21 protein-coding genes are annotated in these 21,807 nt (G+C 47.4%); 11 read left to right on the top strand and 10 right to left on the bottom strand.

Annotation, left to right across the window (positions count from 1 at the left end; translation table 11 throughout):
• The first annotated feature begins 16 nt into the window (after positions 1 to 16).
• Complete coding sequence (locus CAP50_RS11125; RefSeq protein WP_075100393.1) at positions 17 to 523, top strand: hypothetical protein; 507 nt, start codon at positions 17 to 19, stop codon at positions 521 to 523.
• A 121-nt stretch (positions 524 to 644) separates the two neighbouring features.
• Positions 645 to 1,172, top strand: a complete 528-nt coding sequence (locus CAP50_RS11120; protein WP_100750033.1) for a cytochrome b — start codon at positions 645 to 647, stop codon at positions 1,170 to 1,172.
• Positions 1,173 to 1,382: 210 nt separating this feature from the next.
• Here the strand turns inward: CAP50_RS11120 and minE are convergent, their stop codons facing one another.
• The 5 genes from minE to CAP50_RS11095 all read right to left on the bottom strand — a co-directional run bounded on the left by minE (position 1,383) and on the right by CAP50_RS11095 (position 6,368).
• Positions 1,383 to 1,673 carry a cell division topological specificity factor MinE gene (gene minE / locus CAP50_RS11115; RefSeq protein ID WP_075100395.1) on the bottom strand — a complete coding sequence of 97 codons (291 nt, stop codon included), beginning with the start codon at positions 1,671 to 1,673 and terminating at the stop codon, positions 1,383 to 1,385.
• A 2-nt stretch (positions 1,674 to 1,675) separates the two neighbouring features.
• The gene (gene minD / locus CAP50_RS11110) at positions 1,676 to 2,488 is read right to left on the bottom strand and encodes a septum site-determining protein MinD (protein ID WP_075100396.1); all 813 of its coding nucleotides are present in this window, start codon (positions 2,486 to 2,488) and stop codon (positions 1,676 to 1,678) included.
• Between the two features lie 523 nt (positions 2,489 to 3,011).
• A complete protein-coding gene (gene minC / locus CAP50_RS11105; protein ID WP_075100397.1) occupies positions 3,012 to 3,848 on the bottom strand; it encodes a septum site-determining protein MinC in 837 nt (278 codons plus the stop codon).
• Between the two features lie 135 nt (positions 3,849 to 3,983).
• A complete protein-coding gene (locus tag CAP50_RS11100) occupies positions 3,984 to 5,081 on the bottom strand; it encodes a hypothetical protein (protein WP_100750032.1) in 1,098 nt (365 codons plus the stop codon).
• Positions 5,082 to 5,402: 321 nt separating this feature from the next.
• On the bottom strand, positions 5,403 to 6,368 hold the full coding sequence (locus CAP50_RS11095; RefSeq protein ID WP_075100399.1) for an acyltransferase: 966 nt from the start codon (positions 6,366 to 6,368) through the stop codon (positions 5,403 to 5,405).
• A gap of 456 nt (positions 6,369 to 6,824) precedes the next feature.
• On the opposite strand from CAP50_RS11095, the gene CAP50_RS11090 reads away from it, so the two are divergent.
• From CAP50_RS11090 to CAP50_RS11060, 7 genes are all read left to right on the top strand, one after another.
• Positions 6,825 to 7,481, top strand: coding sequence for an OmpA family protein (locus tag CAP50_RS11090; RefSeq protein WP_075100400.1), 657 nt, complete (start codon positions 6,825 to 6,827; stop codon positions 7,479 to 7,481).
• Between the two features lie 304 nt (positions 7,482 to 7,785).
• Complete coding sequence (locus CAP50_RS11085; RefSeq protein ID WP_100750031.1) at positions 7,786 to 9,246, top strand: imelysin family protein; 1,461 nt, start codon at positions 7,786 to 7,788, stop codon at positions 9,244 to 9,246.
• A 272-nt stretch (positions 9,247 to 9,518) separates the two neighbouring features.
• Entirely contained in the window at positions 9,519 to 11,180 is a 1,662-nt protein-coding gene (locus CAP50_RS11080) for a di-heme oxidoreductase family protein (protein ID WP_100750030.1), read from the top strand.
• A gap of 95 nt (positions 11,181 to 11,275) precedes the next feature.
• Positions 11,276 to 12,424, top strand: coding sequence for an imelysin family protein (locus tag CAP50_RS11075; protein ID WP_100750029.1), 1,149 nt, complete (start codon positions 11,276 to 11,278; stop codon positions 12,422 to 12,424).
• A 3-nt stretch (positions 12,425 to 12,427) separates the two neighbouring features.
• The gene (locus tag CAP50_RS11070) at positions 12,428 to 14,056 is read left to right on the top strand and encodes a DUF1513 domain-containing protein (RefSeq protein ID WP_100750028.1); all 1,629 of its coding nucleotides are present in this window, start codon (positions 12,428 to 12,430) and stop codon (positions 14,054 to 14,056) included.
• 62 nt (positions 14,057 to 14,118) lie between these two features.
• Positions 14,119 to 14,745, top strand: a complete 627-nt coding sequence (locus tag CAP50_RS11065; RefSeq protein WP_241900750.1) for a M48 family metallopeptidase — start codon at positions 14,119 to 14,121, stop codon at positions 14,743 to 14,745.
• A gap of 114 nt (positions 14,746 to 14,859) precedes the next feature.
• The gene (locus CAP50_RS11060; protein WP_100750027.1) at positions 14,860 to 15,462 is read left to right on the top strand and encodes a methyltransferase domain-containing protein; all 603 of its coding nucleotides are present in this window, start codon (positions 14,860 to 14,862) and stop codon (positions 15,460 to 15,462) included.
• On the opposite strand, the gene CAP50_RS11055 is transcribed toward CAP50_RS11060, so the two are convergent.
• Positions 15,443 to 16,111 carry an HD domain-containing protein gene (locus CAP50_RS11055; protein ID WP_100750026.1) on the bottom strand — a complete coding sequence of 223 codons (669 nt, stop codon included), beginning with the start codon at positions 16,109 to 16,111 and terminating at the stop codon, positions 15,443 to 15,445. The two genes, CAP50_RS11060 and CAP50_RS11055, sit on opposite strands and share 20 nt — an antisense overlap.
• A 54-nt stretch (positions 16,112 to 16,165) precedes the next feature.
• Positions 16,166 to 17,074: a hydrogen peroxide-inducible genes activator gene (locus CAP50_RS11050; protein ID WP_075100408.1), complete on the bottom strand. Its 909-nt coding sequence runs from the start codon at positions 17,072 to 17,074 to the stop codon at positions 16,166 to 16,168.
• 293 nt (positions 17,075 to 17,367) lie between these two features.
• Between CAP50_RS11050 and ahpC the strand changes: the two genes are divergently transcribed.
• Positions 17,368 to 17,934 (top strand): alkyl hydroperoxide reductase subunit C, encoded by a 567-nt coding sequence (gene ahpC, locus CAP50_RS11045; RefSeq protein ID WP_075100409.1) that lies wholly within the window; start codon positions 17,368 to 17,370, stop codon positions 17,932 to 17,934.
• Between the two features lie 538 nt (positions 17,935 to 18,472).
• Here the strand turns inward: ahpC and CAP50_RS11040 are convergent.
• Positions 18,473 to 18,721 carry a YdcH family protein gene (locus tag CAP50_RS11040; protein WP_075100410.1) on the bottom strand — a complete coding sequence of 83 codons (249 nt, stop codon included), beginning with the start codon at positions 18,719 to 18,721 and terminating at the stop codon, positions 18,473 to 18,475.
• A gap of 411 nt (positions 18,722 to 19,132) precedes the next feature.
• Here CAP50_RS11040 and ahpF point away from each other — a divergent pair, with 411 nt between their 5' ends.
• Positions 19,133 to 20,710, top strand: a complete 1,578-nt coding sequence (gene ahpF, locus CAP50_RS11035; RefSeq protein WP_100750025.1) for an alkyl hydroperoxide reductase subunit F — start codon at positions 19,133 to 19,135, stop codon at positions 20,708 to 20,710.
• 176 nt (positions 20,711 to 20,886) lie between these two features.
• Here ahpF and CAP50_RS11030 read toward each other — a convergent pair whose 3' ends face one another.
• Both CAP50_RS11030 and CAP50_RS11025 read right to left on the bottom strand, forming a co-directional pair.
• Positions 20,887 to 21,219 carry a TIGR01244 family sulfur transferase gene (locus CAP50_RS11030; RefSeq protein ID WP_100750024.1) on the bottom strand — a complete coding sequence of 111 codons (333 nt, stop codon included), beginning with the start codon at positions 21,217 to 21,219 and terminating at the stop codon, positions 20,887 to 20,889.
• A 199-nt stretch (positions 21,220 to 21,418) separates the two neighbouring features.
• Entirely contained in the window at positions 21,419 to 21,745 is a 327-nt protein-coding gene (locus tag CAP50_RS11025; RefSeq protein WP_100750023.1) for a beta-lactamase hydrolase domain-containing protein, read from the bottom strand.
• Positions 21,746 to 21,807: the final 62 nt, after the last annotated feature.

The raw sequence follows: 21,807 nt of genomic DNA, 5'->3' as shown, positions 1-21,807 counted from the left end.
TTACTGTGAGCGATGTATGAAACAAATTTTACGACACTCGTTTGAAGCAGTCAGCTTGCTGACCACAAACCACGGTATGCTGGATGTCACTTTTGTTCCCGCTTTTAATCAGCCTGATTGGATTATTCCAAGCGGTCTGATTTTGAGCATTGAGGACACTCATGAGCGCGCCTCCAGCTATTATTGGCAGCAGCAAGTATTGCCTGTGTTTGATCTGCTCACGCAAGAACAAACGCCTGATAAGATGATTATACTAGAAGGTAACACCATAGAGCACCGCATGGCGCTCCAGACGTCAGGTCAGTTGTATCAGCGCCAAGTGGGTATCTCTGATGTGAGAGATACAGATAGGCAGGCGTATTTTGCCGACTCTGACAGCGCGGATAAAATTAACGCTGAGGGACGCTTTACGGCAGAGGGTATGCTATCCTACCTTTTTCAAACGGTGATGATTGAGGACACCGTTTATGTGGTGCCTGATTTAGAAAAAATCGCGCATCAGTTGGTTGAGATGGACAGCTAGCGTTCGGTTGGTATCGTTAATCGGTTTTAAAATAGGTACAAACCTACGGCTATTCGTTTTTCTTGTGTGCATTGCCAACCAATCACTGTCATAAATAGCGATAAGGGTAATAGAGCAGCTCATGAATAACACACAGTCAAATATGTCCAAGTGGTCAGTCACTAGTCGCGTGTTTCATTGGATTAGTGCGGTTTTATTGCTAATCACTTGGCTTCTGATATTGTTATACGAAAACCTCGATAGCAGTCTTTATATCGGCTTGCATAAGGCGTTTGGGGTCAGTTTATTGTTTTGGATGATTGCGCGGGTGATTAACCGTGTCTTTACCAAAGCGCCGCCAGCACTGCCCATGCCAGCTTGGCAGTTGTGGGTCTCTAAATTGTCGCACTTTGCCTTGTATGCCACATTGATCGCGATGCCGTTGGCGGGTTTGTTGATGTCTGTATATGGTGGCAGACCGGTGGATATTTTTGGTTTGTTTCAGATTCCGGTGTTTGTCACACCAGATAGAAGCTTGGCGCGTTTTTTTAATGACATGCATACCGATATCATTTGGCCGATGATTATCGCCTTTACATTGCTACATATCGCTGCAGCGTTGTATCATCAGTTTGTCAAAAAAGACAACCTGCTCGCTCGTATGAAATAAGCACACTGAGCATCGATATTAAGCGTATGCAGCGTAGGTGATGGACTGACGCAACGAGGTATAACAGAAGATCGTCTCATATGAGTAATGTCATATCACTTGCTAAAAGTCACCCGTCAGATTGCCACATAGAAAAGCCCTAAGTAAGATGCTTAGGGCTTTTTCGTATGCGTCACAAAATCGCTGATAAGAGGCGCTGTACTGCCAGACTTATCTTTTGTGCTCAGGCAAATTGATGTTCATTTCTAAGACGTCTAAGCTGTCTTCGGAGCGATGATTGATATTGACATCATCAATCTGTACACCATTGACGTATTTATTGACCACCTCTAGTATTTCACGCTTCATTTTTTCGATGCGATCGACGGTGAGACGACTGTTTAGGCGGTTTTCGCTTGCAACGATGACCTTAAGACGCTCAGTGGCTAAGTTGGCGCTACCAGCACTACTGCTGTCATCAGTACCAAATAGGCTACTCCAAAATCCTTTTTTCTTACTCATTATTAACTCCCAAACCAGCGCTGTAGTAGACTCTTTTTCTTCACATCGATATGACGCAGCGGACGCTCTTCACCCAAAAAGCGGGCGACGATGTCATCATAACATTGACCAGCAACCGAATCGCCATAATGAATCACAGGCTCACCATGGTTAGAGGCTTCTAGGACAGAGTGGCTTTCGGGCACCACACCGAGCAATGGTACTTTTAAAATATCATTAGAGATGGTGTCAATGTCCATCATCTCATTTGCTGCTGCACGTTCAGGATTGTAGCGCGTGATGACCAAATGCTCGCGGACAGAGCCTTGGTTTTCTGCAACTTTTTTTGTTTGACTTTGTAAAATACCAATAATGCGATCTGAGTCACGAACCGAGGAAATCTCAGGGTTGGTGACGATGATGGCTTCATCAGCATGATACATGGCCAGCTGCGCGCCGCGCTCGATACCAGCAGGCGAGTCGCAGATGATATAGTCAAACTGCTTAGACAGCTCAGACATGACCTCGCTCACGCCCTCATCTGTCAAAGCGTCTTTATCACGCGTTTGACTGGCAGGAAGGATATACAAGTTTTCAAGCTGTTTGTCTTTGACAAGCGCTTGCGACAAACGAGCATTGCCGTTGATCACATCGACAAAGTCGTACACGATTCGATTTTCGCAACCCATGATTAAGTCTAGATTACGTAGACCTACATCAAAATCGATAACGACCGTCTTATAACCACGCAATGCTAAACCGGCGGCAAAAGAGGCACTTGTCGTGGTTTTGCCCACGCCGCCTTTACCTGAAGTGATGACAACTATCTTCGCCACAATGGCACACTCCTATGAATCAATGGGATATCTATTATAAAAAATAGCGCACGCTTATATCGTTCACTGTAAATATAAGCACTACCTGCGAAAGTAGCCTAGCATAAATAAACAAAAATTTATAGCAAGTCTATACGGCAGTAAACAATCTGTATCAGTCGCCCTGCACACCATCAGATGCCAGTGTATTTATATCTAAACGACGATACCGAGTTCAATACCAACATCAATACCAGCATAACTTGTGCTATGGCACCTCTTTATAGCCTATAGACCGGCGTAACATAAACGCCTTAATAGATGATATAGCGAGCGCTGATGAATAGGGTAAATAGTGGCAGAGCCAGCAATTCATCATAGAGCAGTTTTGTTAAATAAACTTACAGTACTATTAAAGCGGTCATTATCTATAGCGAGACTGCCAATATCGTAGCATTATTTGTCGCCAGCCATGTTTTTATTTGCACAGACGTTTACAAGCCAGAGCTGCTGGTATTGCGGCTGGCATTTTTGTCTACTAGCGCTATACATCGTCCATAACTGTAAATACTAAACCTTCTCCTTCGACAAACCGCACTTGTACTGATTTGTCGATCACGTGCTCAGGTAGGTTGTCGCGCAGGCAGTAAGTGCCAGCGACCGATACCAATGAGGGGTTAAAGACTTGACAGAAGATACGCGCGTCTTTGTCGCCGGTGGCACCTGCTACCAGACGGCCTTGCGCACGCCCATATACGTGTAGGCTGTTGTCAGTGATGGCTTCAGCGCCGCTATTGACGCTATTGGTCAAAATCAAATCGCCGCCCACATGATTGAGGCTTTGGCCTGAGCGTAGCATTTGGTCATAAATAAGGCTGGTGATTTGCTCAGCGCTGACCAATGTCTCAGCGGCAACATCAGCGAGCGTTGTCTCAGTGGTAGCGGTGCTATCTGTCGCGGCGTTGTCTTCTGGACTGCTGGCCGCGCTTGATTCAGCAGGTTGGTCTGCGGTGACTTGCTGACGCTGGGTCGCTGGTTTTTTGGTCGGTAAAATGCGCTCAATACGCTTGCCATCAGCAGGAAAAATGGCCAAACGCAGCTCACGCGCCTGTGCGTCTAGCAAACCTGTGACGACACCGATGGGCTGTAGTCCCCACGACCATAGCAGCTCTACCAAAGCAGAGAGATCCTGCTCGACCTCGCTATCGATAAGGACTGGGATATTGCTTGATTTACCGCTGAGTGTGGCTGCAAGCTGAGCGTCGATAGCACTGAGATCATCTGTGCCAAACTGCAAACGCGAAAAGGTCAGCATCTTGCCATAAAACGCCAACGCTGGTGCGGCGCTTGGGCCTTGGGTGCCATTATCTAAAACTGTCATATATCAATCCTCAAGAGATAATCTTGTCGCTGTCTTTACCGTACTATGTATTGTCGTGTCATACGCTGTATGACTCAGTGATGCTGTGTGGTACCAGTCGTTATCTGGCATTGGGCTGATGGTCAAATGTATCGCTCAAAGGTTGAGCATGTCTTGATGTTTCCACTGCTGTACTTTTACCTGTGCTTCAAACTCCGTCAAACTATCGTCGATAATACTAGAGACTAAAGTGTCCAGTGCGCTGTTGTCGGTGTCTATTTGCGCAATACCACTGGCAATGGCCACCATCAACTCATCTAAGCGCTCAGGGTCTAGCAGACGTTTATTTAGGGCGTACACGACGTTTTCCCCAATATTGTGCCCGACATGCTGTAGCTGTGACTCAATCAGGCTGCCAGCGATGGGTATCATGCGCAGATAACGACGCAGCTCAGGCGTATTGGCCAAGCCTTCTTCTATAGCGCCGCCCATCTCACGGGCGAGAATGCTGCCGCCGCCTGAGGCTGCAGTTAGTGCCTGTAGTTTGGGCACCAGCTCTGTGCGCAGGACGGAGAGTACCGCAGCTTCTATCTCACGACGATTGCGTGCTATCGTGGACTCGATAAAGGATTTGTGTGTTTCAGGATTGGTTAGCTGCTGCCGAAAGTTTTGGATGGTAGTCAGTATCACGCGATCAGACAGCTCTTCTAATAAGAGGTCGATATAAAACTTGATGCGATTGATCCAAGGCTGCGGCAGTACTTGATAGCCAAGCTGATACAGACGGCGACCAATGATGACAGCACGAAACAAGCGCAGCGCGCGCAGCTGCGGAAAACAGCCAAGCACTTCATACCAATGCACAAAAGGAAAAAAGAACCAGCGATAATATACGTTGTCTTTGATTGCAATCGCCCAGCGTAGCAACAGCTCTGCGATCAAAAATATCGTAAAAAAGCCACCAGCGGTACGCAAGGGGTCGTGTAAGGTGTTTTGATACCAAAGCAGCGCCTCACTGATGCGCAGCCACTCTGCGACATGACTGCTAAAATTGCTCATCAAAATCGCATCGATACTGATCAGCAACAGATCAATACTGATGGCCACGATCATCACAATATCATAAGCCAGCTTTGCGCGGTTTGGCTTCGGCCGATTGGGGCGACTAGGCGGCGGATGGTCAGGTAGCCGAGTTGACTGATTGGGCACAGGGGCTGCGTTCAGCTGCGAGCTAGGAGTAGATGAGGCGGGCACAGTCAGACCTTATTAATGATAAAATGATAAATGGTACAAAGCATAAGTGAGATAGACGGCGTACGATACATACATCCTCACCGTCATCACACCATCAGCGGATCATGACTCACATTATCAATGAATAGGACTAAAAAACAACCCATCTTTTATGATATCGGTCGCTTGCAATAAAAACGATACGTGAATGCCGATAGTGTGGCTCGCCGCGCAAGACCAGCCACTAGTGATTTGACTGCTATTTAGCCATCATGCAGCATTCAAGTATTATGAAGTACTCAAGTATTATGAAGTACTCAAGTATTATGAAGTACTCAAGTATTATGAAGTATGGTCAGCGGCAGGGTTGTGCTCAAAATCTGCTAACATGTCGCTGATGCGCTGATCTTTGTCGCGCCAGACTTGCTCAATCCACGCAAACATTTGTGCTTTTACTTGCTCATCGTTTTCGTAGCCGCCGCGTTTAATCCCAGCAAACAGCTCAGCTGGGATGTCTAGGTATCTGACGTCAACGCCTAAGCGTTTGATATTGCCTTTCCACAGATCGCTGTAGGTAGGGACGCCATCAGGATACACGATGGTCATATCCAGCAGGCCATCCATCTCACTGCCCAGTGCATTGATGGCTAAAGAAAGTCCGCCGGCGCGTGGCTTGAGCAAATGTGTATAAGGAGATTTTTGCTGTTCGTGTTTGGCTTGGGTAAAGCGCGTGCCCTCTAGGTAATTTAACAACGTGAAGGGCTTGTCTTTTAACAACGCGCAGGCACGTTTGGCTTCCTCGATATCTTGGCCTTTTAGGGCGGGGTTTTTTGCCACTGCTTCTTTTGAATGTCGGCGCATCATTGGGAAATCCAAAAAGTAAAACGCCTGACCCACGATTGGGATATAAATCAGCTCAAACTTGGTAAAAAACCGTGTGAGCGGCAAGCGTTTTTCGCTGATGTATTGGACAATGCTGGTATCGACCCAAGACTGATGGTTGCTAATGAGCAGATATTTGCCCTCAGTATTGACGTCGTCGGGCAGGCTGATCCGCCAGTCCTTACGCGGCAACATGTTATCAATCAAGGCATTATTGCTACTGATCCAGTGGTTGGCGATTTTGATGACGGTTTTATCGGCGATCGGCGCGCCGGTGATGATTTTGCCCACGCCCATTAACCACAAAGGAATACTACCACCAAAGCTGTTGGCTGCAATGACGCCCGTCGCCGTCGCAAGCGAGACCGCTTTTCCGAGCTTAGGGCTACGCTTATGTATTTTTTTGATAGTAGATGTCAGTCGCATGCTAAATCCTTTTCAATCGGTATTGTTGGGATATTTATGGTCCACCGCTTAAGACAAAAGGTGTGGTGAAGTAAGTTCATATACGAAGTGATTTTAGCAGAAAGCACTCATAGTGTACGAGTGTAAACGTGACTTGCGATAACAAGTTTTGAGATGAGGCTGATAGTCGGCGTGAGAGTGAATGATTTTGTCGGTAAAGAGTCTTTTTTATGATTATCAGTGCTCATGAGTAAAAAATATCGCAGCGGAAGAAAACCGCGCAAAACCCTGTCTTTTTTAATAGTATATTCTGCATTTCTCATACATAGGTGTGACAAAATATTACACATAATGAGATTGTAATTGCCATAATAATGATGAGTGTATACAAGCACCTAAATGAGATTAATGGAAAAATCTTTATAAAAAGCACAATTTATTTGTCATTTTAATGGTTTAAACTTAAGAGGAAATATTATGCGTAACAAACTAATGATTGCGGCAGTGGCTTCAGGCTTGGCATTAAGCGGTTGTACCACTGACCCTAACACTGGACAACAGCGTCTAAACAAAACCGCTCTAGGTACGCTAGCGGGTGCAGCGGGCGGCGCGGTAGTATCGAAAGCGACTGGCGGCGATAAGACTGGCCGTGATGCGGCTATCGGTGCTGCATTGGGTGCTGGCGTCGGTTACTACATGGAGCGTCAAGCCAAACAGCTTGAGCAGCAAATGGCAGGTACAGGCGTAACGGTTGAGCAAAACCCAAATACAGGTAACATCGACCTTGTCATGCCAGGCAACATCACCTTTGCTTTTGATGATGCGACCCTAAGCTCATCTTTCAAGCCAACACTTGATAAGCTGGCCTCTACCATGAACCAGTACAACAAGACCACGGTAAACATCGCAGGTCATACAGACAGCCGCGGTTCAGCTTCTTATAACATGGGTCTATCACGTGACCGCGCTTATTCAGTAGCCAACTACCTAACAGCACGCGGCGTGTCTTCTAACCGTATCAATGTAGTGGCTTACGGCGAGTCCCGCCCAGTTGCGGACAACAGCACCGACTATGGTCGCCAGCAAAACCGCCGCGTTGAGTTGACCATCAACTCGCCACAGAGCGTTAACTAATTTATCGTTCTATCGATAAGTAAAATAGCTATAATATGTAGATCGATCATAAAAGAGTCAGCGAATTGCTGGCTTTTTTTATGCCTAATATCAGACTATCGCCATTGCCGTGAATGCTGATGTAAAATTAAATATTGATAATGATTATCAATAACCCTATAATTCATAGAGGTTTTAGATAAGTGCCGTAACATAAGCGCAATAACCGATACTGACTTTATCTACATTATGATATATAGATAAAGTCAGTACGCGCTGTGACACTGACGACGATTTTTCTTTTGTAATATCTTTGAGGATGTGTATGACGATTACCACAGGAACGAGCCGTAAGATTTTCCCCACTGCTTTGGCTGCTGCGCTGGCAGGGTTATTAATGGTGTCGGGTTGTACTAAACAAACCGACGAAAATGCTGAGACAAGTGCAGAGAGTCAAACAGAAGTACAAAGCGCAGAGTCAGCGGACAGCGGCGAGCTATCGGCGACCGATCAGGCACATACTGACAGACTGGTAATCAGCTATGCCAATATGGCTCATGCCGCCTACAAAGACTCACTTGAGACGGCTAAAGCGTTACAAAAAGCGGTAGAAACCTATGTAGACACGCCCACTGAGGCCAATCTAGAGGCGGCAAAAGCAGCTTACAAAACGGCGCGTCAGCCATACTCTCAGACAGAAGTTTTCCGTTTTGATGAAGGGTTTGTGACGGCCAATGATAAGCGCGCCATCGGTAGCGTCGATGGCTGGGAAGGTCAGGTCAATGCGTGGCCACTTGATGAAGCTTTGATCGACTATGTCAGCGATAGTTACGAAGGCGAGTACAACAGCCAAGACAATATCATCAATAGCGACAGCATCACGGTCGGTAGTATCAAACAAGACACCAGCAGTATTACACCTGAGCTACTGGCAGATATGAATGAGATCGGCGGTAGTGAAGCCAATGTCACCACAGGCTATCATGCGATTGAGTTTATGCTATGGGGCCAAGACACCAACGGCGTCAGCGCAGGGGCAGGCGAGCGCCCTGTGACTGATTATGTCACCGAAGCTGGACAATGTACCAGTGGTGATACGGTCAATGAAGACGCCAGTATCTGTGAGCGTCGCGGCGAGTTCTTAAAAGCGGCAGCGCAGTTGCTGGTAGACGACCTCACAGCGATGGAAGCCGAGTGGCAGCCTGAGAGCGAAAACACTCTACGTAGCGATCTGATGGCGCGTAAATACGACAATGGCCTACGTCAAATCATGTATCAAATGGGCAGCTTGGCCTTAGGTGAGCTGGCCTCTGAGCGCATGCAGGTCGCGTTTGTGACGGGCTCTACTGAAGATGAGCACGAGTGCTTTAGTGACTTAACTCACCTAAGCTATGCCAATAACGCACGCGGCATCCAAAATGTCTTTAATGGCAGCTATAAGACTGTCGCTGGCAAAACCATCGGTGGCTACGGTGTCAAAAACTATCTGATCGATAGTGGTCATCAAGAAGCGGCTGATAAGCTGGCTGCTGACTTCAAAAAGGTCGAAGACGCTTTTAATGTCATCGTAGAAAAAGGCGAAAAAGAAGGCATCAAGGTCGATCAGATGATTGCAACAGTCGGTCAAGCGAGCAAGCATGACATCTCAGCAGAAGAGCAAAACAAACGCCGCGGCTGGATCGAGGCGGGTATCACAAGTCTGCAAGCGCTGACAGATGGTATCGAAAATGCGGCAAAAGCAGTCGGTATCGATAACTTAGACGCGGACGCTGGCTCACAGTTTTAAGCGATTGACTTCTCTCACATCGAATAATTTCATGATGTCGATTATGTTTTACAAGTCATGAAAAGCTGACGAAAGATATGTTTGTAAAAGTGCAAGTTATATATAATACATGCGTTGTTAACGACCGTTAGCAACGTATTTTTACGTGTAATAAAATAGGTCAGACGTTAATTTATAGCGTCGATGTATTTTTATACCCCTATATTGATAAGAAAAAATACTGTTATAGCCAGCCATTTTAATGGTTCTACTTGAGAACTAAGGCAACTTCTATGAGCGTCATTCCTGCCAAACCCTCTGCTTTCCCTTTCTTTTCTTCAAGCTTACAAGGTACATCGTTTAAACTTGCGCTTAACATCGTAGGTGCAATCGCCATCAGCGCTTGTCAGCCCACGGATAGCATGTCAGACAGCGCATCGACCAATAAAAACACCAATGACACTGCCGTTGCAAGTGGTGAAGGCGCGTCCGCTTTGACGCCCAAACGTACGCAAACCGTGGAATCGCTGGCTGGCGTGCCGATGCAGCAGCTGATGACATTTGACCCGCAAGAGATCAAACAAGGCGGCGACACGGGTATTAGCATTACCAGTAGCGAGAGTTACTCCAAACCCTCATCCAATCTGTCGGCCTCGCGTAAGGGCAGTTTTTTTATTGGTAATGCGTTTTTTCGTCAGCCGTGGGTGGTCGCACCTGCCAGTACCGATAGCCGTGATGGTCTGGGGGCATTATTTAACGTCGCGGCTTGTCAATCTTGCCATATCAAAGATGGCCGTGGCCACGCACCGATGAGTAGTGAGGACGATGCCGACAGCTTGCTGATTCGTTTGGCGATGCCAGCGACCACCGATGAGGAGCGAGCGCAGCTGCAAAACTCACTAATCGAAAAAGTCGTGCATCCGATGTATGGTGGCCAGCTACAAGATCGCGGTATTCAGGGCGTACCTGCTGAAGCAAGAATCGCGGTACAGTGGACAGACAAGTCCGTCACTTTCGCTGATGGTCACGTCGAAACCCTGCGCGCGCCCACCTTTCATCTGACTAGCCCTGGCTATGGCGCGTTTGATGATGAGATGATGGTATCGCCGCGCGTGGCCTTGCCGATGATTGGGCTTGGGCTGTTGGAACAAATACCCGATGACGATATCAAAAAACAAGCCGTCGATAATGACAGCGCTGATATCAGTGGTAAGTTTAACTGGGTCATGGATCCACAGACGGGCAAAACCGCGTTGGGACGCTTTGGCTGGAAAGCAGGACAAACCAAGCTTTTGACACAAAACCAAAGTGCCTTTAATGAAGACATGGGGCTGACCTCAAATATCCGCCCTCATGAGTCCTGCATGCCTGCGCAAACGGCGTGTGTCAATGCAACTACGGGCGCTGATGAGCAAGGCGGTGGTAAGCCGCCGGTGGAGGTCAATGACGAGGTGGCCAAGTTTGTGGAGTTTTATACGCGCAATCTGGCTGTCCCGCATCGCCGCAATGCTGAGGATAAGCTGGTGCTCGCTGGCAAAAAACGCTTTTATGATATGGGCTGCCAAAGCTGTCATACCCCGCGCTATCAGTTGCCAAAAACCGACGATGACCATCTTGAGCAGCACGGACAAGTGATTTATCCTTATACTGATTTACTATTGCATGATATGGGCGACGAGCTTGCTGATCGGACGATCGCTGGTAAGCTGCCGCCCAAAGACGCGCAAGTAGAGTTTTTGGCCAACTCTTATGAATGGCGAACGCCGGCTTTATGGGGTATTGGTCTTGCCCAAACGGTCGATCCGCAAGCGACGTTTTTGCATGACGGCCGTGCACGCACCTTGATGGAAGCGGTACTATGGCACGGTGGCGAGGCCGAAAAACAAAAACAAAAAGTCCTACAGTTAGACAAGCAAGGACGGGCTGAATTGACAGCGTTCTTGCAGTCGCTATAAATTGCGTGACAAAAGGCTTGTGGGCAAAGGGTGCGCTCTTAGCAAACGACCAATAAACAATTGATAAAATCACTCATACAAATACCGAGAAAATTATGAAAATAAACCCTGCTGTAGCAATGGCACTGTCTGCTTTGAGCGCGGGCCTGCTGATCAGCTGCGTCAAACCTGCAGATGAAAACAAAGCGCTAGACTCTGAGGGTCAAGAAGTCACGCAAGATAGCGCCGCTACGCCGTCTGTAGATGATAAAAATAACAGGACAGAGCGTATCGCTGCTGTCGATATCAGCGCTGAGACAGAAAAGACTTATCTGACCCATGTGGCAGATGATCTCGTCATTCCTGCCTATGCCGATGCAGCGCGCCAAAGTGAGCTGCTGCATGAGCTGGCACAAAAGCACTGTCAGTCAGACGCAGTCAGCGGTGATGAGCTGCAAGCGCTGCGGGATCAGTGGCTGGTGCTGGCACAAGCGTGGGCGCGCGCTGAGATGATCAACTTTGGGCCTGCCACCGCTAGCATGAGCAACCTATATATCAACTACTATCCTGATGAGCGCGGGCTGGTGCATAGCGGTGTGGCTGATTTGATCGCAGCCAATCCAAAGCTCACCGCAGCGCAGCTCGCTGATGAGAGTGCTATTGTGCAAGGGGTGCCAGGGCTAGAAGAAGCTCTGTACGCCAATGATCGCTTGGATGCGGGGCAGTGTGCTTATGTGCTAAGCGCCAGTGATGCCTTGAGTACGCGCCTACAAAACATCGAACAAGACTGGCAAAAAAACGCGACAACACTGTTGGCGATTGATAAAACAGCTGATAGCGATCAAGGCTTAAACCAATGGTTCAATTCGTTATTGTCATTGGTTGAGACCATGAAGTCTAACGCCATTGACCAGCCTTTGGGACTGACCGGCAAAGCCAAAGGTCATGTGCCAGCCGCCACTGCTGGCCAAAGCCGCGCCATTATCAATGCCAAATTAGCCACGTTAAATGAGGCGCTGACCGACCCTGTCCTGACGGCAATCCTCGGCAGTAATAATGAAAACAACGTCGCTGATACGCTATCGACTGCCTTAGCAGATGCCACCACGCTATTGGCACAGATGCCAGAGGATATCGCCACGGCTGATAAAGCAACGCAGCAAGAATTGTATGACCATCTAACCTCCATTACCCGTATTATCAAGCGCCAGCTGATACCGACACTCGGTATCCGTGTGGGCTTTAATAGTACCGATGGCGATTAAATAATGCGTAAGCGTGACGATGATACCCATACCCGAGCTTTACTGCTGCACGAAGGCAATCAGTCTCGCCACGAGCGACTGACGTCCGCTGTCACGACGACGCTCGCTAGCGTCACAGGTACGGCGGTGCTGATCGCTGTCCATCATCATTATCGTAAACGCCGGCAGCCCGATGCAAGCTTGCAAGATTACGTGATCGGTGTCCGCGCGCAGTGGCAAACATGGCAGTTGAGCAGTAGTTCAGTGCCACAGCCGTCGGAGCAGCCTAAGTGGTCAAAGCTATCACGCTTTCGCCATGCTTGCCAGCAGGCGGCGGTGACATGGCAGCGAGCCTATCAGCAGCCTTATTCAGATAACACTGATAACACTGATAACACTGATAACACTGATAACACTGATAACACTGATAACAACGTTATATCTGATTTGGCTGCTGTGCATACCACCACCATGATGGCACGCCCCGTGTGCTGGGTAAGTGGGGTGGCGTCTATGCCAAAAAATCTCACCGTCACTGACCACCCTGATGGCCAGTCTGATAATGATTTTGGCGTCGTCGGTATTGACGCTGATAGACAGATCGTTTGGCAGACCACCATGCCTGAGCGTGTCCATGATATCGTCGTACAGCCGTCTGTCGATGGAGTGTTTGATACAGATACCCAGTACGATATGCAATACCATAAAACCAATCATCAGCAGCGCCGTGATGTTGTGGTGATGGGACGTCGTCCTAGTGAGAGGTTTTGGGTGCTTGATACTGCCACAGGACAGGTCAAGACAGCCATTCAAGCGCCAAGCCATCGACATTTTTATGGCCATGCCTGCTATAGCTTAGATGCCCAGCGTTTGTATGTGACCGAAAACGATACGGTGAGCCTCGATGGCAAAATCGGTGTCTATGATGCGACTAATGGCTATCAGAAAATCGCAGAATTTGATACTTTTGGTATCGGCCCGCATGAGCTGGTGATGCATCCTAATGGCGACACACTGGTGATCGCCAATGGCGGTATCAAAACCGAGCGCGCCTCACGCGAAGAGCTAAATCTCGATAGTATGCGTCCATCATTGGTGTATCTCAATCGTCATACGGGCGCGTTGCTGGAGCAGGTCGTCCCAGCGCACAACCAGATGAGCGTGCGTCATCTCGCCATGCATGACGATGGCACGGTGATGATTGGTATTCAGTTTCAAGGAGATAAGCATATCAATGTGCCCTTGGTACTGACGCATCAGCGCGGCGAAGCTGACTTCGAGCCGCTCACTATGCCTGATGATGAGTGGCAGCGCTTTCATCAGTATATCGCCAGCGTCGCCGTCGACAGCGTGCATGACTTACTATGCGTCACCACCCCGATTGGCGGCTGTGCGGCGATTTATGATCTAAATACGCGGCAGCTAATCAACGATGTCAGTTTGCCAGATTGTGCGGGCGCGTCGGTGTTGGCTGATGAGAAAAAAGCAGGCTTTATCGTGAGTGATGGGCAAGGACGGCTAACGACATTAGAGGTGAAGTCGGCACCGACAGCAGCGTTAGCCGCCAGCACATCATTAGATAACGCTTGGCAAGTGAGGAGCGATAGCAAGTGGCATAAAATGTCTTTTGACAATCATTTACAAGCGCTGTAACGGCGGTGAATGCTAAATAATAAAGCAAGAATGTAAGGAGACAGGCCATCAGTTTACATGCGGTGAGACAACATCTTGCGCAGGCAGGGATAGAGCTGCAAGTCCATAAAAAGCGCGTCAAAAACATCAATTTTCGCTTAAAGCCTTACACATTGATGGTCTCCGCACCGGCTTTTATCAGTACCGCGCAAATCGAGCAAGCCATTGCCAAGCGTGTGTCTTGGGCAATCGACAATCACGCACAGGTCTTAGAGCAGCACCAGCGTAAACACCGTCCTTTAGCGGACTCTTCAACGGCCGACAGCCCTATTTTACTTTGGGGTGCCGAGCAATCCCTGACCCTCAGCCGTGATAAAAAACTGGCCTATTACCGTGAGCAGCTTGCGGCTACCATGCCGTCATTGTTTGACAAATGGCAACCTGTGGTCGGTGCCTATGCCAATGAGATACGCCTAAAAAAGATGCACACGCGCTGGGGCAGCTGCAACACGCGCGCGCGTCGTATTTGGCTATCTGTATATCTGCCTGCCTATCCGCTTGAATGCACCGAATATGTCATCGTCCATGAGCTGTGTCACCTGCATCATGCCAACCATAGCCATGAGTTTTGGCAAACGGTGGCGACCGCGATGCCAGACTACCGGTATTGGCACGATATGCTAGCAGGCAAGACAGGGCAGTTGGATTAAGAGTGCATCGACTATATCAATAATAACGCCAAGTAACCTATATAATACTGATATGATAATCTATAACAGTACAAAACGTATTATTTAAAATAAGCAATCAAGGATAAATATAATATGGGAAATGTCAGTCAAGCCGAGTTTTGGCAGCAGCGCTACGAGCAAGACAGTATCGGTTGGGATATGGGACAAGTGTCGCCACCGCTCAAAGCCTATATAGATCAGTTGCCTGAATCTGCTAAGGCGCAGGCTATCTTGGTGCCAGGAGCGGGGAATGCTTACGAGGTAGGCTATTTGTATGAGCAAGGCTTTACCAATGTGACGCTGGTGGACTTTGCTCCAGCGCCCATCAATGACTTTGCCGAGCGCTATCCTGACTTTCCATCTGAGCATTTAGTTTGTGCCGACTTTTTTGAGTTATCGCCTGCACAGTATCAGTTTGATTGGGTACTTGAGCAGACGTTTTTTTGTGCCATTGACCCTTCACGCCGCGACGACTATGTCAAAAAAATGGCCTCACTGCTCAAACCACAAAGTAAGCTGGTTGGTGTGTTGTTTGATGTCGATTTTGGCCGTGATGAGCCGCCCTTTGGTGGTACAAAAGAAGCGTATCAGCAGCATTTTGCCAGCCATTTTGATATCGATATTATGGAGCGCTGCTATAACTCACATCCGGCACGGCAAGGCAGCGAGCTATTTATTAAGCTGCAAGCAAAGTAAGCTCGCGTTGGATGTTCGCTCGCGCTGGCGTCTCAAGCCGCTCATAGTAATAAGGAGTCAGATAAAGTTTTGGATGCGCCAATAGTCTGTTTAATACTGCCATTCGTCCTGTACGATATTCGGCTAATGGCACATGGCCATACTCTTGGCGCACCGCTTGCGCATAGCGCTCGTACTGTGGCCAAGGCGCAGCCAAAATGCTTAAATCCATATCCAATAGATAAGCGGCATCATTGACTTTGTCAGGGTCGGATAGCCCCGTAAGTTGATGGTTGGCGGTCATCATGATCAGCGCATAGAGATACTCGCACTGCTCAGCGCTCAGATACGGGCGTAACGTCTTTGCTGCATACTCGGCGCTTTTTTGCTCATTGTCTGTACGCAGCGGATCGTATACCACATCATGATAAAACAGGGCTAATGCGACAATATGAGGCTCATTAAGCTTATGCTTTATTTGCTCAAACTGTCCAAACAATTGCTGCAAGTGACGTAAGGTATGATAAGCGCGCTGTTTTTCGTTATAGCGAGTAGCGATATCTTGCCACAACGCATGGACTGTCGCCGGCTTGATATCGCTATTTATCGCAGATAAGTGCCGGGCAAGGTAATGACCAGAATTAAGAGCTATTTGCGAAAATTGGCGCATAACTCACCTAAGTTGCTTTGCTTATGACTACTCATTACGGCTAAGTCCTGCAGCTTAGGACTTGTTTGCCGCGTCTTCAAAGGCCTGCTTAAATACTTTACCCAGCAAGTTGACATCATCGACTCGCGCATAGTTTAAACGCGTGACAAAGGCGATATGACGATGCGGGCCGTCTTCTGCCAGTGGTACGGCGACAGCATTGCGGTTTTGCAAATGCAGCTGATCTAAGGCCATCTCTGGCACCAGCGTCGTCCCCATGTTGGCAAGTGCCATCTGAATCAAAGTATTGAGACTGGCATCAGAAAAGCTCGATTTCATCTGCGCGCGATCGAAGTGACAGACCGATAAGGTTTGATCGGTCAAGCAGTGCCCTTCACCGAGGAGCATCAAATTGGCTGTCGCCAGCTCATCAGCATTGATGGTCTCAAGTTTGGCGTGCACATCGTCTTTGGGGAATACGGCAAAAAAGTCCTCACTCCAAAACTCAAAACTGTGTAGCCCATCGACGGCATAAGGCAACGCAATAATAGCAGTATCGATATGGCCGTAGCGCACCTGCTCGAGTAGGCGTTCGGTTTGCTGCTCGATGATGGTCATGCGAAACTCAGGATAATGCTCGCGCAGCGCGGGCAGTACTTTAGGCAGTAAGTACGGGGCAATCGTTGGAATGATACCGACTGTCATCGGATATGCAAGCGGGGTCTTGTGACTGTGGGCGCGGGTGGTCAAATCCCGCACTTCAGAAAACACCCGCTGAGCGCGTGTCAAGATATCTTGCCCAATCGGGGTGATCAGCACTTGCTTATTATTACGCTCAAAAATCTGCGTATCTAGCTGTTTTTCGAGCTCAGCGATACCGAGACTCAGCGCAGACTGTGAAATATTGCACTCTTCGGCCGCGCGCTTAAAATGGCGGTGTTTGGCGACGGCTAAGGCAAACTCAAGTTGACGTAAAGTAATCATAAAACCTCTCTATTTATGGGCTTTTTAATGCTATCTTGTCAGATGATTGATGTAAGATACTTGCTTACTATCAGGCCAGCATACACGCGTACAGCACTGATGATAAAAACTAGAGATAATAGTTTAACAAGTTTAATAAAACAAAACATCACATTAAAAACTTTTAACTGGATTAACCATGAAATTCGCGTATAGTTTGTCATGTAACCCAGAGAGTTAAAGGCTTGGTAAAAACAGCCAACTCTATCATCACAATGCAACTTAAAACACTGTAATCAAAAAAGGAGCCAATCATGGCAGCTATTATCAATCAAGAAATCCCAGAATTCTCAACAGAAGCGTTTGTAAACGGTGAGTTCAAAACCATCACTTCAGAAGACGTAAAAGGCAGCTGGGCTGTGTTTATGTTTTACCCACATGACTTTACTTTTGTTTGCCCAACTGAGCTTGAAGACATGGCAAACCATTACCAAGAGCTAAAAGACTTAGGCGTAGAAGTGTACTCAGTATCAACTGACACGCATTTTGTGCACAAAGCATGGCACGACTCTTCAGAAGCGATTGGTAAAGTCACTTTCCCAATGCTAGGTGATGGCACTGGTAAAATCACTCGTGGTTTTAACATCATGATCGAAGAAGACAACGCTGCCCTTCGCGGTACTTTCATCGTCGACCCAGACGGCCTCATCAAAGTAGCTGAAATCCATGACCTAGGCATCGGCCGTAGCGCAAAAGACGTGGTTCGCAAAGTAAAAGCCGCTCAGTACGTTCGTGACAACGACGGCGAAGTTTGCCCAGCCGCTTGGGAGCAAGGTCAAGCAACGCTAAAACCAAGCCTTGATTTGGTTGGTAAAATCTAAGTAGTCGATAGACCTCTTAGGTAACTTTATGGCACTGACGACTAACTATGTTTAGAGCCAGTATCATATAGACAAAGACCCTATCAGCAGATGTTGATAGGGTCTTTTTTTACATCTCGTCCACAGGTTGACACCAGATTTTACCAAATTCTATTTTCGGTTATTTGTGCTGATTACAGGCTTTAAATGATAAGCGGCAGTAGATTATTCAACAGCTTGTTTTATCATCGATGATTTAATCACAACCATTATAAGAATGAATATGATAATAAAAGAGTAAAATCATAAGTCATCAATCAAAAAATAAAAACTTTCCTTAGCAGCAGCAGTCTTTGCTAGGCTCGCTAAAACAACAGCACCCAAGCCCTGAGGTACTACCGCGCGACTATCCAGATGGCAAGCTGGCTGGCAAAGTCGCGATCAATCGAATTGAAGACACGCCCTAGTTATATTATGAAACAAAACCCCCATCAGCAAAGATTGATGGGGGTTTATATGATTAAAAAATGTTTGTGTTTTTGCCCTAGGGCGTGTGGTACTAAGCCTGAGACTGTAGTTTGTTTTTATCGATGATTTGATAAATTTCATCTTTTAAATGCAGCTTTCGTCGTTTCATTTGCTCGATTTCGTCTTCGCGGCTGGTATGTTTGACTGTGTCTTTTTCCAGCTGATTGATTTGCTGATCCAGCATGGTGTGCTCATCAAAAATGCTGGCAAAGTGACTGTCTTTTTGTTTTAGCTCGCTGATGATCTCTCGGTTATCTTGCCATGTATCAGTCTTTCTCATATTGTCATCCTTGTTATGAAGCGCCAGCTTGCCACAAACACCAGCAAGTATGAGCGCATGATCGTTAAGATTGCTGTAATGGTGAGACTTGAGGTTGATGCAGACAAATAAGAACCCTTCCCATTCGTCTTATTTGATTGTAGCGAAAAAACAGCCTTGATACCATGGCAATCCGTCAAGGGTGGTTTTAGTATTAATCATATTTAATCGTTTACGATTGGTTTTATAAAACGTAAGGTTTGAGTTTCTCAGCTTGCCCAACATGCCTAAACCTATGATAATAGAGACATCAAAGGGCATAAACCAAATGCCCAACCGCTTTTTTATAACAGAAACAGTCACAAAAAAACCGTATTTGAACAGGCAATGCGACAGTTGCCGTTACATATCCAATAATGATGAGGAACAAACATGATAGATCAAAATTTATTAGATGCGATCAAAAGCTATAGCGAAAACATGACTCGTCCGATTACCTTTGTATTGGGTAGCGGTGAGCACGAAAAACGCAGTGAGTTGATTGAGTTTTTGAGTAAAATCGCAGGCACGACTGATAAGATCAATTTCGATGCACAAGCCACTGACGACAGTCTGCCAAGCGCGATCAGCTTTGCGATTTATAGCCATATCGATGGTGCGCTAAGTGATACGGGTATCGTCTTTAGCGGTATCCCAGGTGGCCATGAGTTTACCTCGCTGGTTTTAGCAATCTTGCAAGCGGGCGGTCATACGCTGAAGTTAGATGAGGGTATTCAAAAACTGATCAAACGCTTTAATAAGCCGTTGCAGTTCCAGACTTATGTCTCATTGTCTTGCCACAGCTGCCCAGAAGTGGTGCAAGCGCTTAACCAATTTGCGATACTCAACGATGATATCAGCAACGAGATGATCGATGGTGCGTTGTTCCAAGAGCAGGTCGAGGCAAACAATATTCAAGGCGTGCCAGCGGTTTTCTTAAACGGTAAGCCATTTGCCAACGGTCTGATCGATACGGCAAAGCTCATCGAAAAAATGCAAGAGCAGTTCCCTGATTTGCTAGCAGAGGCAGGCGCTGACGAAGACCAATTAGAGCAGCAAGATGTCACCATCATCGGTGCTGGTCCTGCTGGGGTTGCCGCTGCGATTTATACCGCGCGTAAAGGCCTCAAAGTCACCATGGTCGCTGACCGTATTGGCGGACAAGTAAAAGACACGCAAGACATTGAAAACCTGATCTCTGTACCGTTGACCACGGGTAACGAGTTGTCAGCCAACTTTGAAAAACACTTGCGCGAGTACAACATCACCCTAAAAGAGCACGTCAGTGTCAAAGAAATCGGTGAGACGGCCGAGGAAAACTACAGCATTCATCTAAACACCGGTGAGAGCTTTGAGACGCGCAGCATTATCCTTGCGACCGGTGCCCAGTGGCGTAAGCTTGGTGTGCCAGGCGAAGAAGAAAACATCGGTCAAGGCGTGGCTTACTGTGCTCACTGTGATGGCCCGTTCTTTAAAGGTAAAGACATCGCCGTCATCGGTGGTGGTAACTCAGGTGTCGAGGCAGCACTGGACTTAGCGGGTATTGTCAATCATGTGACGGTGCTTGAGTTTGCAGACGACCTCAAAGCCGATCAGGTGCTGATTAATAAAGCCAAAGAAAAAGACAATATCGAGTTTATCACCAATGCGGCCACTCAAGAGATCAAAGCGACTGACAATAAGGTAACGTCTATCGTTTATCAAGATCGCAGCACTGGTGAGACCCATGAGCGCGATTTGTCAGGGGTGTTTGTCCAGATTGGTCTGATGCCAAACACGGATTTTGTCAAAGGCTTTGTCGATCTAAACCGCTTTGGTGAGATTGAGATTGATGAGCGCTGCCGTACCGATCGCAAAGGTATCTTTGCTTGTGGTGACGTGACCACAGTCCCTTTTAAGCAGATCAATATCGCGATGGGTGAGGGCAGTAAAGCGGCATTATCAGCATTTGAATACTTGGTTATGCAGTAAGCTCTTACTTAACTACTTATCTTTTATAAAACAAACCCCTGAAGCCTATATAGGCTTCAGGGGTTTTTATGGTTCATCGTTTATGCCATGCGTTTTGAGCATTGTTAATGTCATTAGCACTGGCACTTATTGTTATTACCATGAGGTATCTGGCGGGTGCCTGACTTAATGATAGGCTAGTCGTCTAACAAATCCATGCGTTTGGCCGCTTCGTAGATACCGGTTGAGCGGTTGCCCGTACGGCAAAAGATCAGCATGGGCTGTTCGGCTTGATTAAAAAAATCTGCGAATTCTTCGACGTGGTGTTGGCTGAGCTCACTACCGGCAAAAGACACTTCTTTGTAAGCCAAGCCTGCCTCGGTCGCTGCCGCTTCAATCTCTGCGCTGGTTGGCTGTCCTGGCTCTTCGCCATCAGGACGGTTATTGATGATGGTTTTAAAACCATTTTCGGCGAGCATAGGGACTTGGTCAGGGGTGATTTGCCCTGTGATACGAACTTGATGACTCATAAATCTTCCTATTTTTAGTTGTGTGGGCTGGTTTTTGCGCCAGCATTTTACGTGTATAGAGCTGTTGGGCTCTATCATGGCTTATCAGCCAAAAATCAGAGATGGCTGCTTGTCGCTTATAGCTTATAGCGTGTATTCATAAAGCCATACAGTCATAGAGCGCAGGGTAATACCGCCAGCGGCACTCGGCTATATAGGCTTACAACAAACCCTGCATTAAGGCGCTTTGATACAAGAGCTTGGCACGCGCTCCAGTACCACAAAACATCAAGATGGGTTTGGGCAGCGTGTGATAAAGGGCGGCAAACTGCTCGACGGTCAGCATACTCAAACGCTCATCATCAAAAGGCAGATGATGATAGCTTAGGTTTGCCTGCTCGGTAGCATCGGCAAACTCGCCATTATTGGGCTGTGACTCCACTTCTGCATCAGGTCGAATGTTGAGCACAGAGCGATAGCCCAGCTCGGCAAGTTTGATACACTGGCTGGGATAAATTTGCTTATAAATCGTTATGTCATCGGTCATAAATAGCTTCGATTAAATATGTGAAAAATGGGATAGGGCAGTCGGTCTGTCATCAGACGGTA

Origin of the sequence: Psychrobacter sp. L7 (assembly GCF_002810365.1) — a bacterium.
GTDB lineage: Bacteria > Pseudomonadota > Gammaproteobacteria > Pseudomonadales > Moraxellaceae > Psychrobacter > Psychrobacter celer.
Note: the sequence above shows the minus strand (reverse complement) of the source record. Positions and strands in the feature narration are given on the sequence as shown.

Excerpts from the sequence above, each read along its gene's own strand:
- CAP50_RS11125 (WP_075100393.1), top strand. The coding sequence starts at position 17 with ATGAAACAAATTTTACGACACTCGTTTGAAGCAGTCAGCTTGCTGACC.
- CAP50_RS11120 (WP_100750033.1), top strand. The coding sequence starts at position 645 with ATGAATAACACACAGTCAAATATGTCCAAGTGGTCAGTCACTAGTCGC.
- minE (WP_075100395.1), bottom strand. The coding sequence starts at position 1,673 with ATGAGTAAGAAAAAAGGATTTTGGAGTAGCCTATTTGGTACTGATGAC.
- minC (WP_075100397.1), bottom strand. The coding sequence starts at position 3,848 with ATGACAGTTTTAGATAATGGCACCCAAGGCCCAAGCGCCGCACCAGCG.
- CAP50_RS11095 (WP_075100399.1), bottom strand. The coding sequence starts at position 6,368 with ATGCGACTGACATCTACTATCAAAAAAATACATAAGCGTAGCCCTAAG.
- CAP50_RS11090 (WP_075100400.1), top strand. The coding sequence starts at position 6,825 with ATGCGTAACAAACTAATGATTGCGGCAGTGGCTTCAGGCTTGGCATTA.
- CAP50_RS11085 (WP_100750031.1), top strand. The coding sequence starts at position 7,786 with ATGACGATTACCACAGGAACGAGCCGTAAGATTTTCCCCACTGCTTTG.
- CAP50_RS11080 (WP_100750030.1), top strand. The coding sequence starts at position 9,519 with ATGAGCGTCATTCCTGCCAAACCCTCTGCTTTCCCTTTCTTTTCTTCA.
- CAP50_RS11075 (WP_100750029.1), top strand. The coding sequence starts at position 11,276 with ATGAAAATAAACCCTGCTGTAGCAATGGCACTGTCTGCTTTGAGCGCG.
- CAP50_RS11070 (WP_100750028.1), top strand. The coding sequence starts at position 12,428 with ATGCGTAAGCGTGACGATGATACCCATACCCGAGCTTTACTGCTGCAC.
- CAP50_RS11060 (WP_100750027.1), top strand. The coding sequence starts at position 14,860 with ATGGGAAATGTCAGTCAAGCCGAGTTTTGGCAGCAGCGCTACGAGCAA.
- CAP50_RS11055 (WP_100750026.1), bottom strand. The coding sequence starts at position 16,111 with ATGCGCCAATTTTCGCAAATAGCTCTTAATTCTGGTCATTACCTTGCC.
- CAP50_RS11050 (WP_075100408.1), bottom strand. The coding sequence starts at position 17,074 with ATGATTACTTTACGTCAACTTGAGTTTGCCTTAGCCGTCGCCAAACAC.
- ahpC (WP_075100409.1), top strand. The coding sequence starts at position 17,368 with ATGGCAGCTATTATCAATCAAGAAATCCCAGAATTCTCAACAGAAGCG.
- CAP50_RS11040 (WP_075100410.1), bottom strand. The coding sequence starts at position 18,721 with ATGAGAAAGACTGATACATGGCAAGATAACCGAGAGATCATCAGCGAG.
- ahpF (WP_100750025.1), top strand. The coding sequence starts at position 19,133 with ATGATAGATCAAAATTTATTAGATGCGATCAAAAGCTATAGCGAAAAC.
- CAP50_RS11030 (WP_100750024.1), bottom strand. The coding sequence starts at position 21,219 with ATGAGTCATCAAGTTCGTATCACAGGGCAAATCACCCCTGACCAAGTC.
- CAP50_RS11025 (WP_100750023.1), bottom strand. The coding sequence starts at position 21,745 with ATGACCGATGACATAACGATTTATAAGCAAATTTATCCCAGCCAGTGT.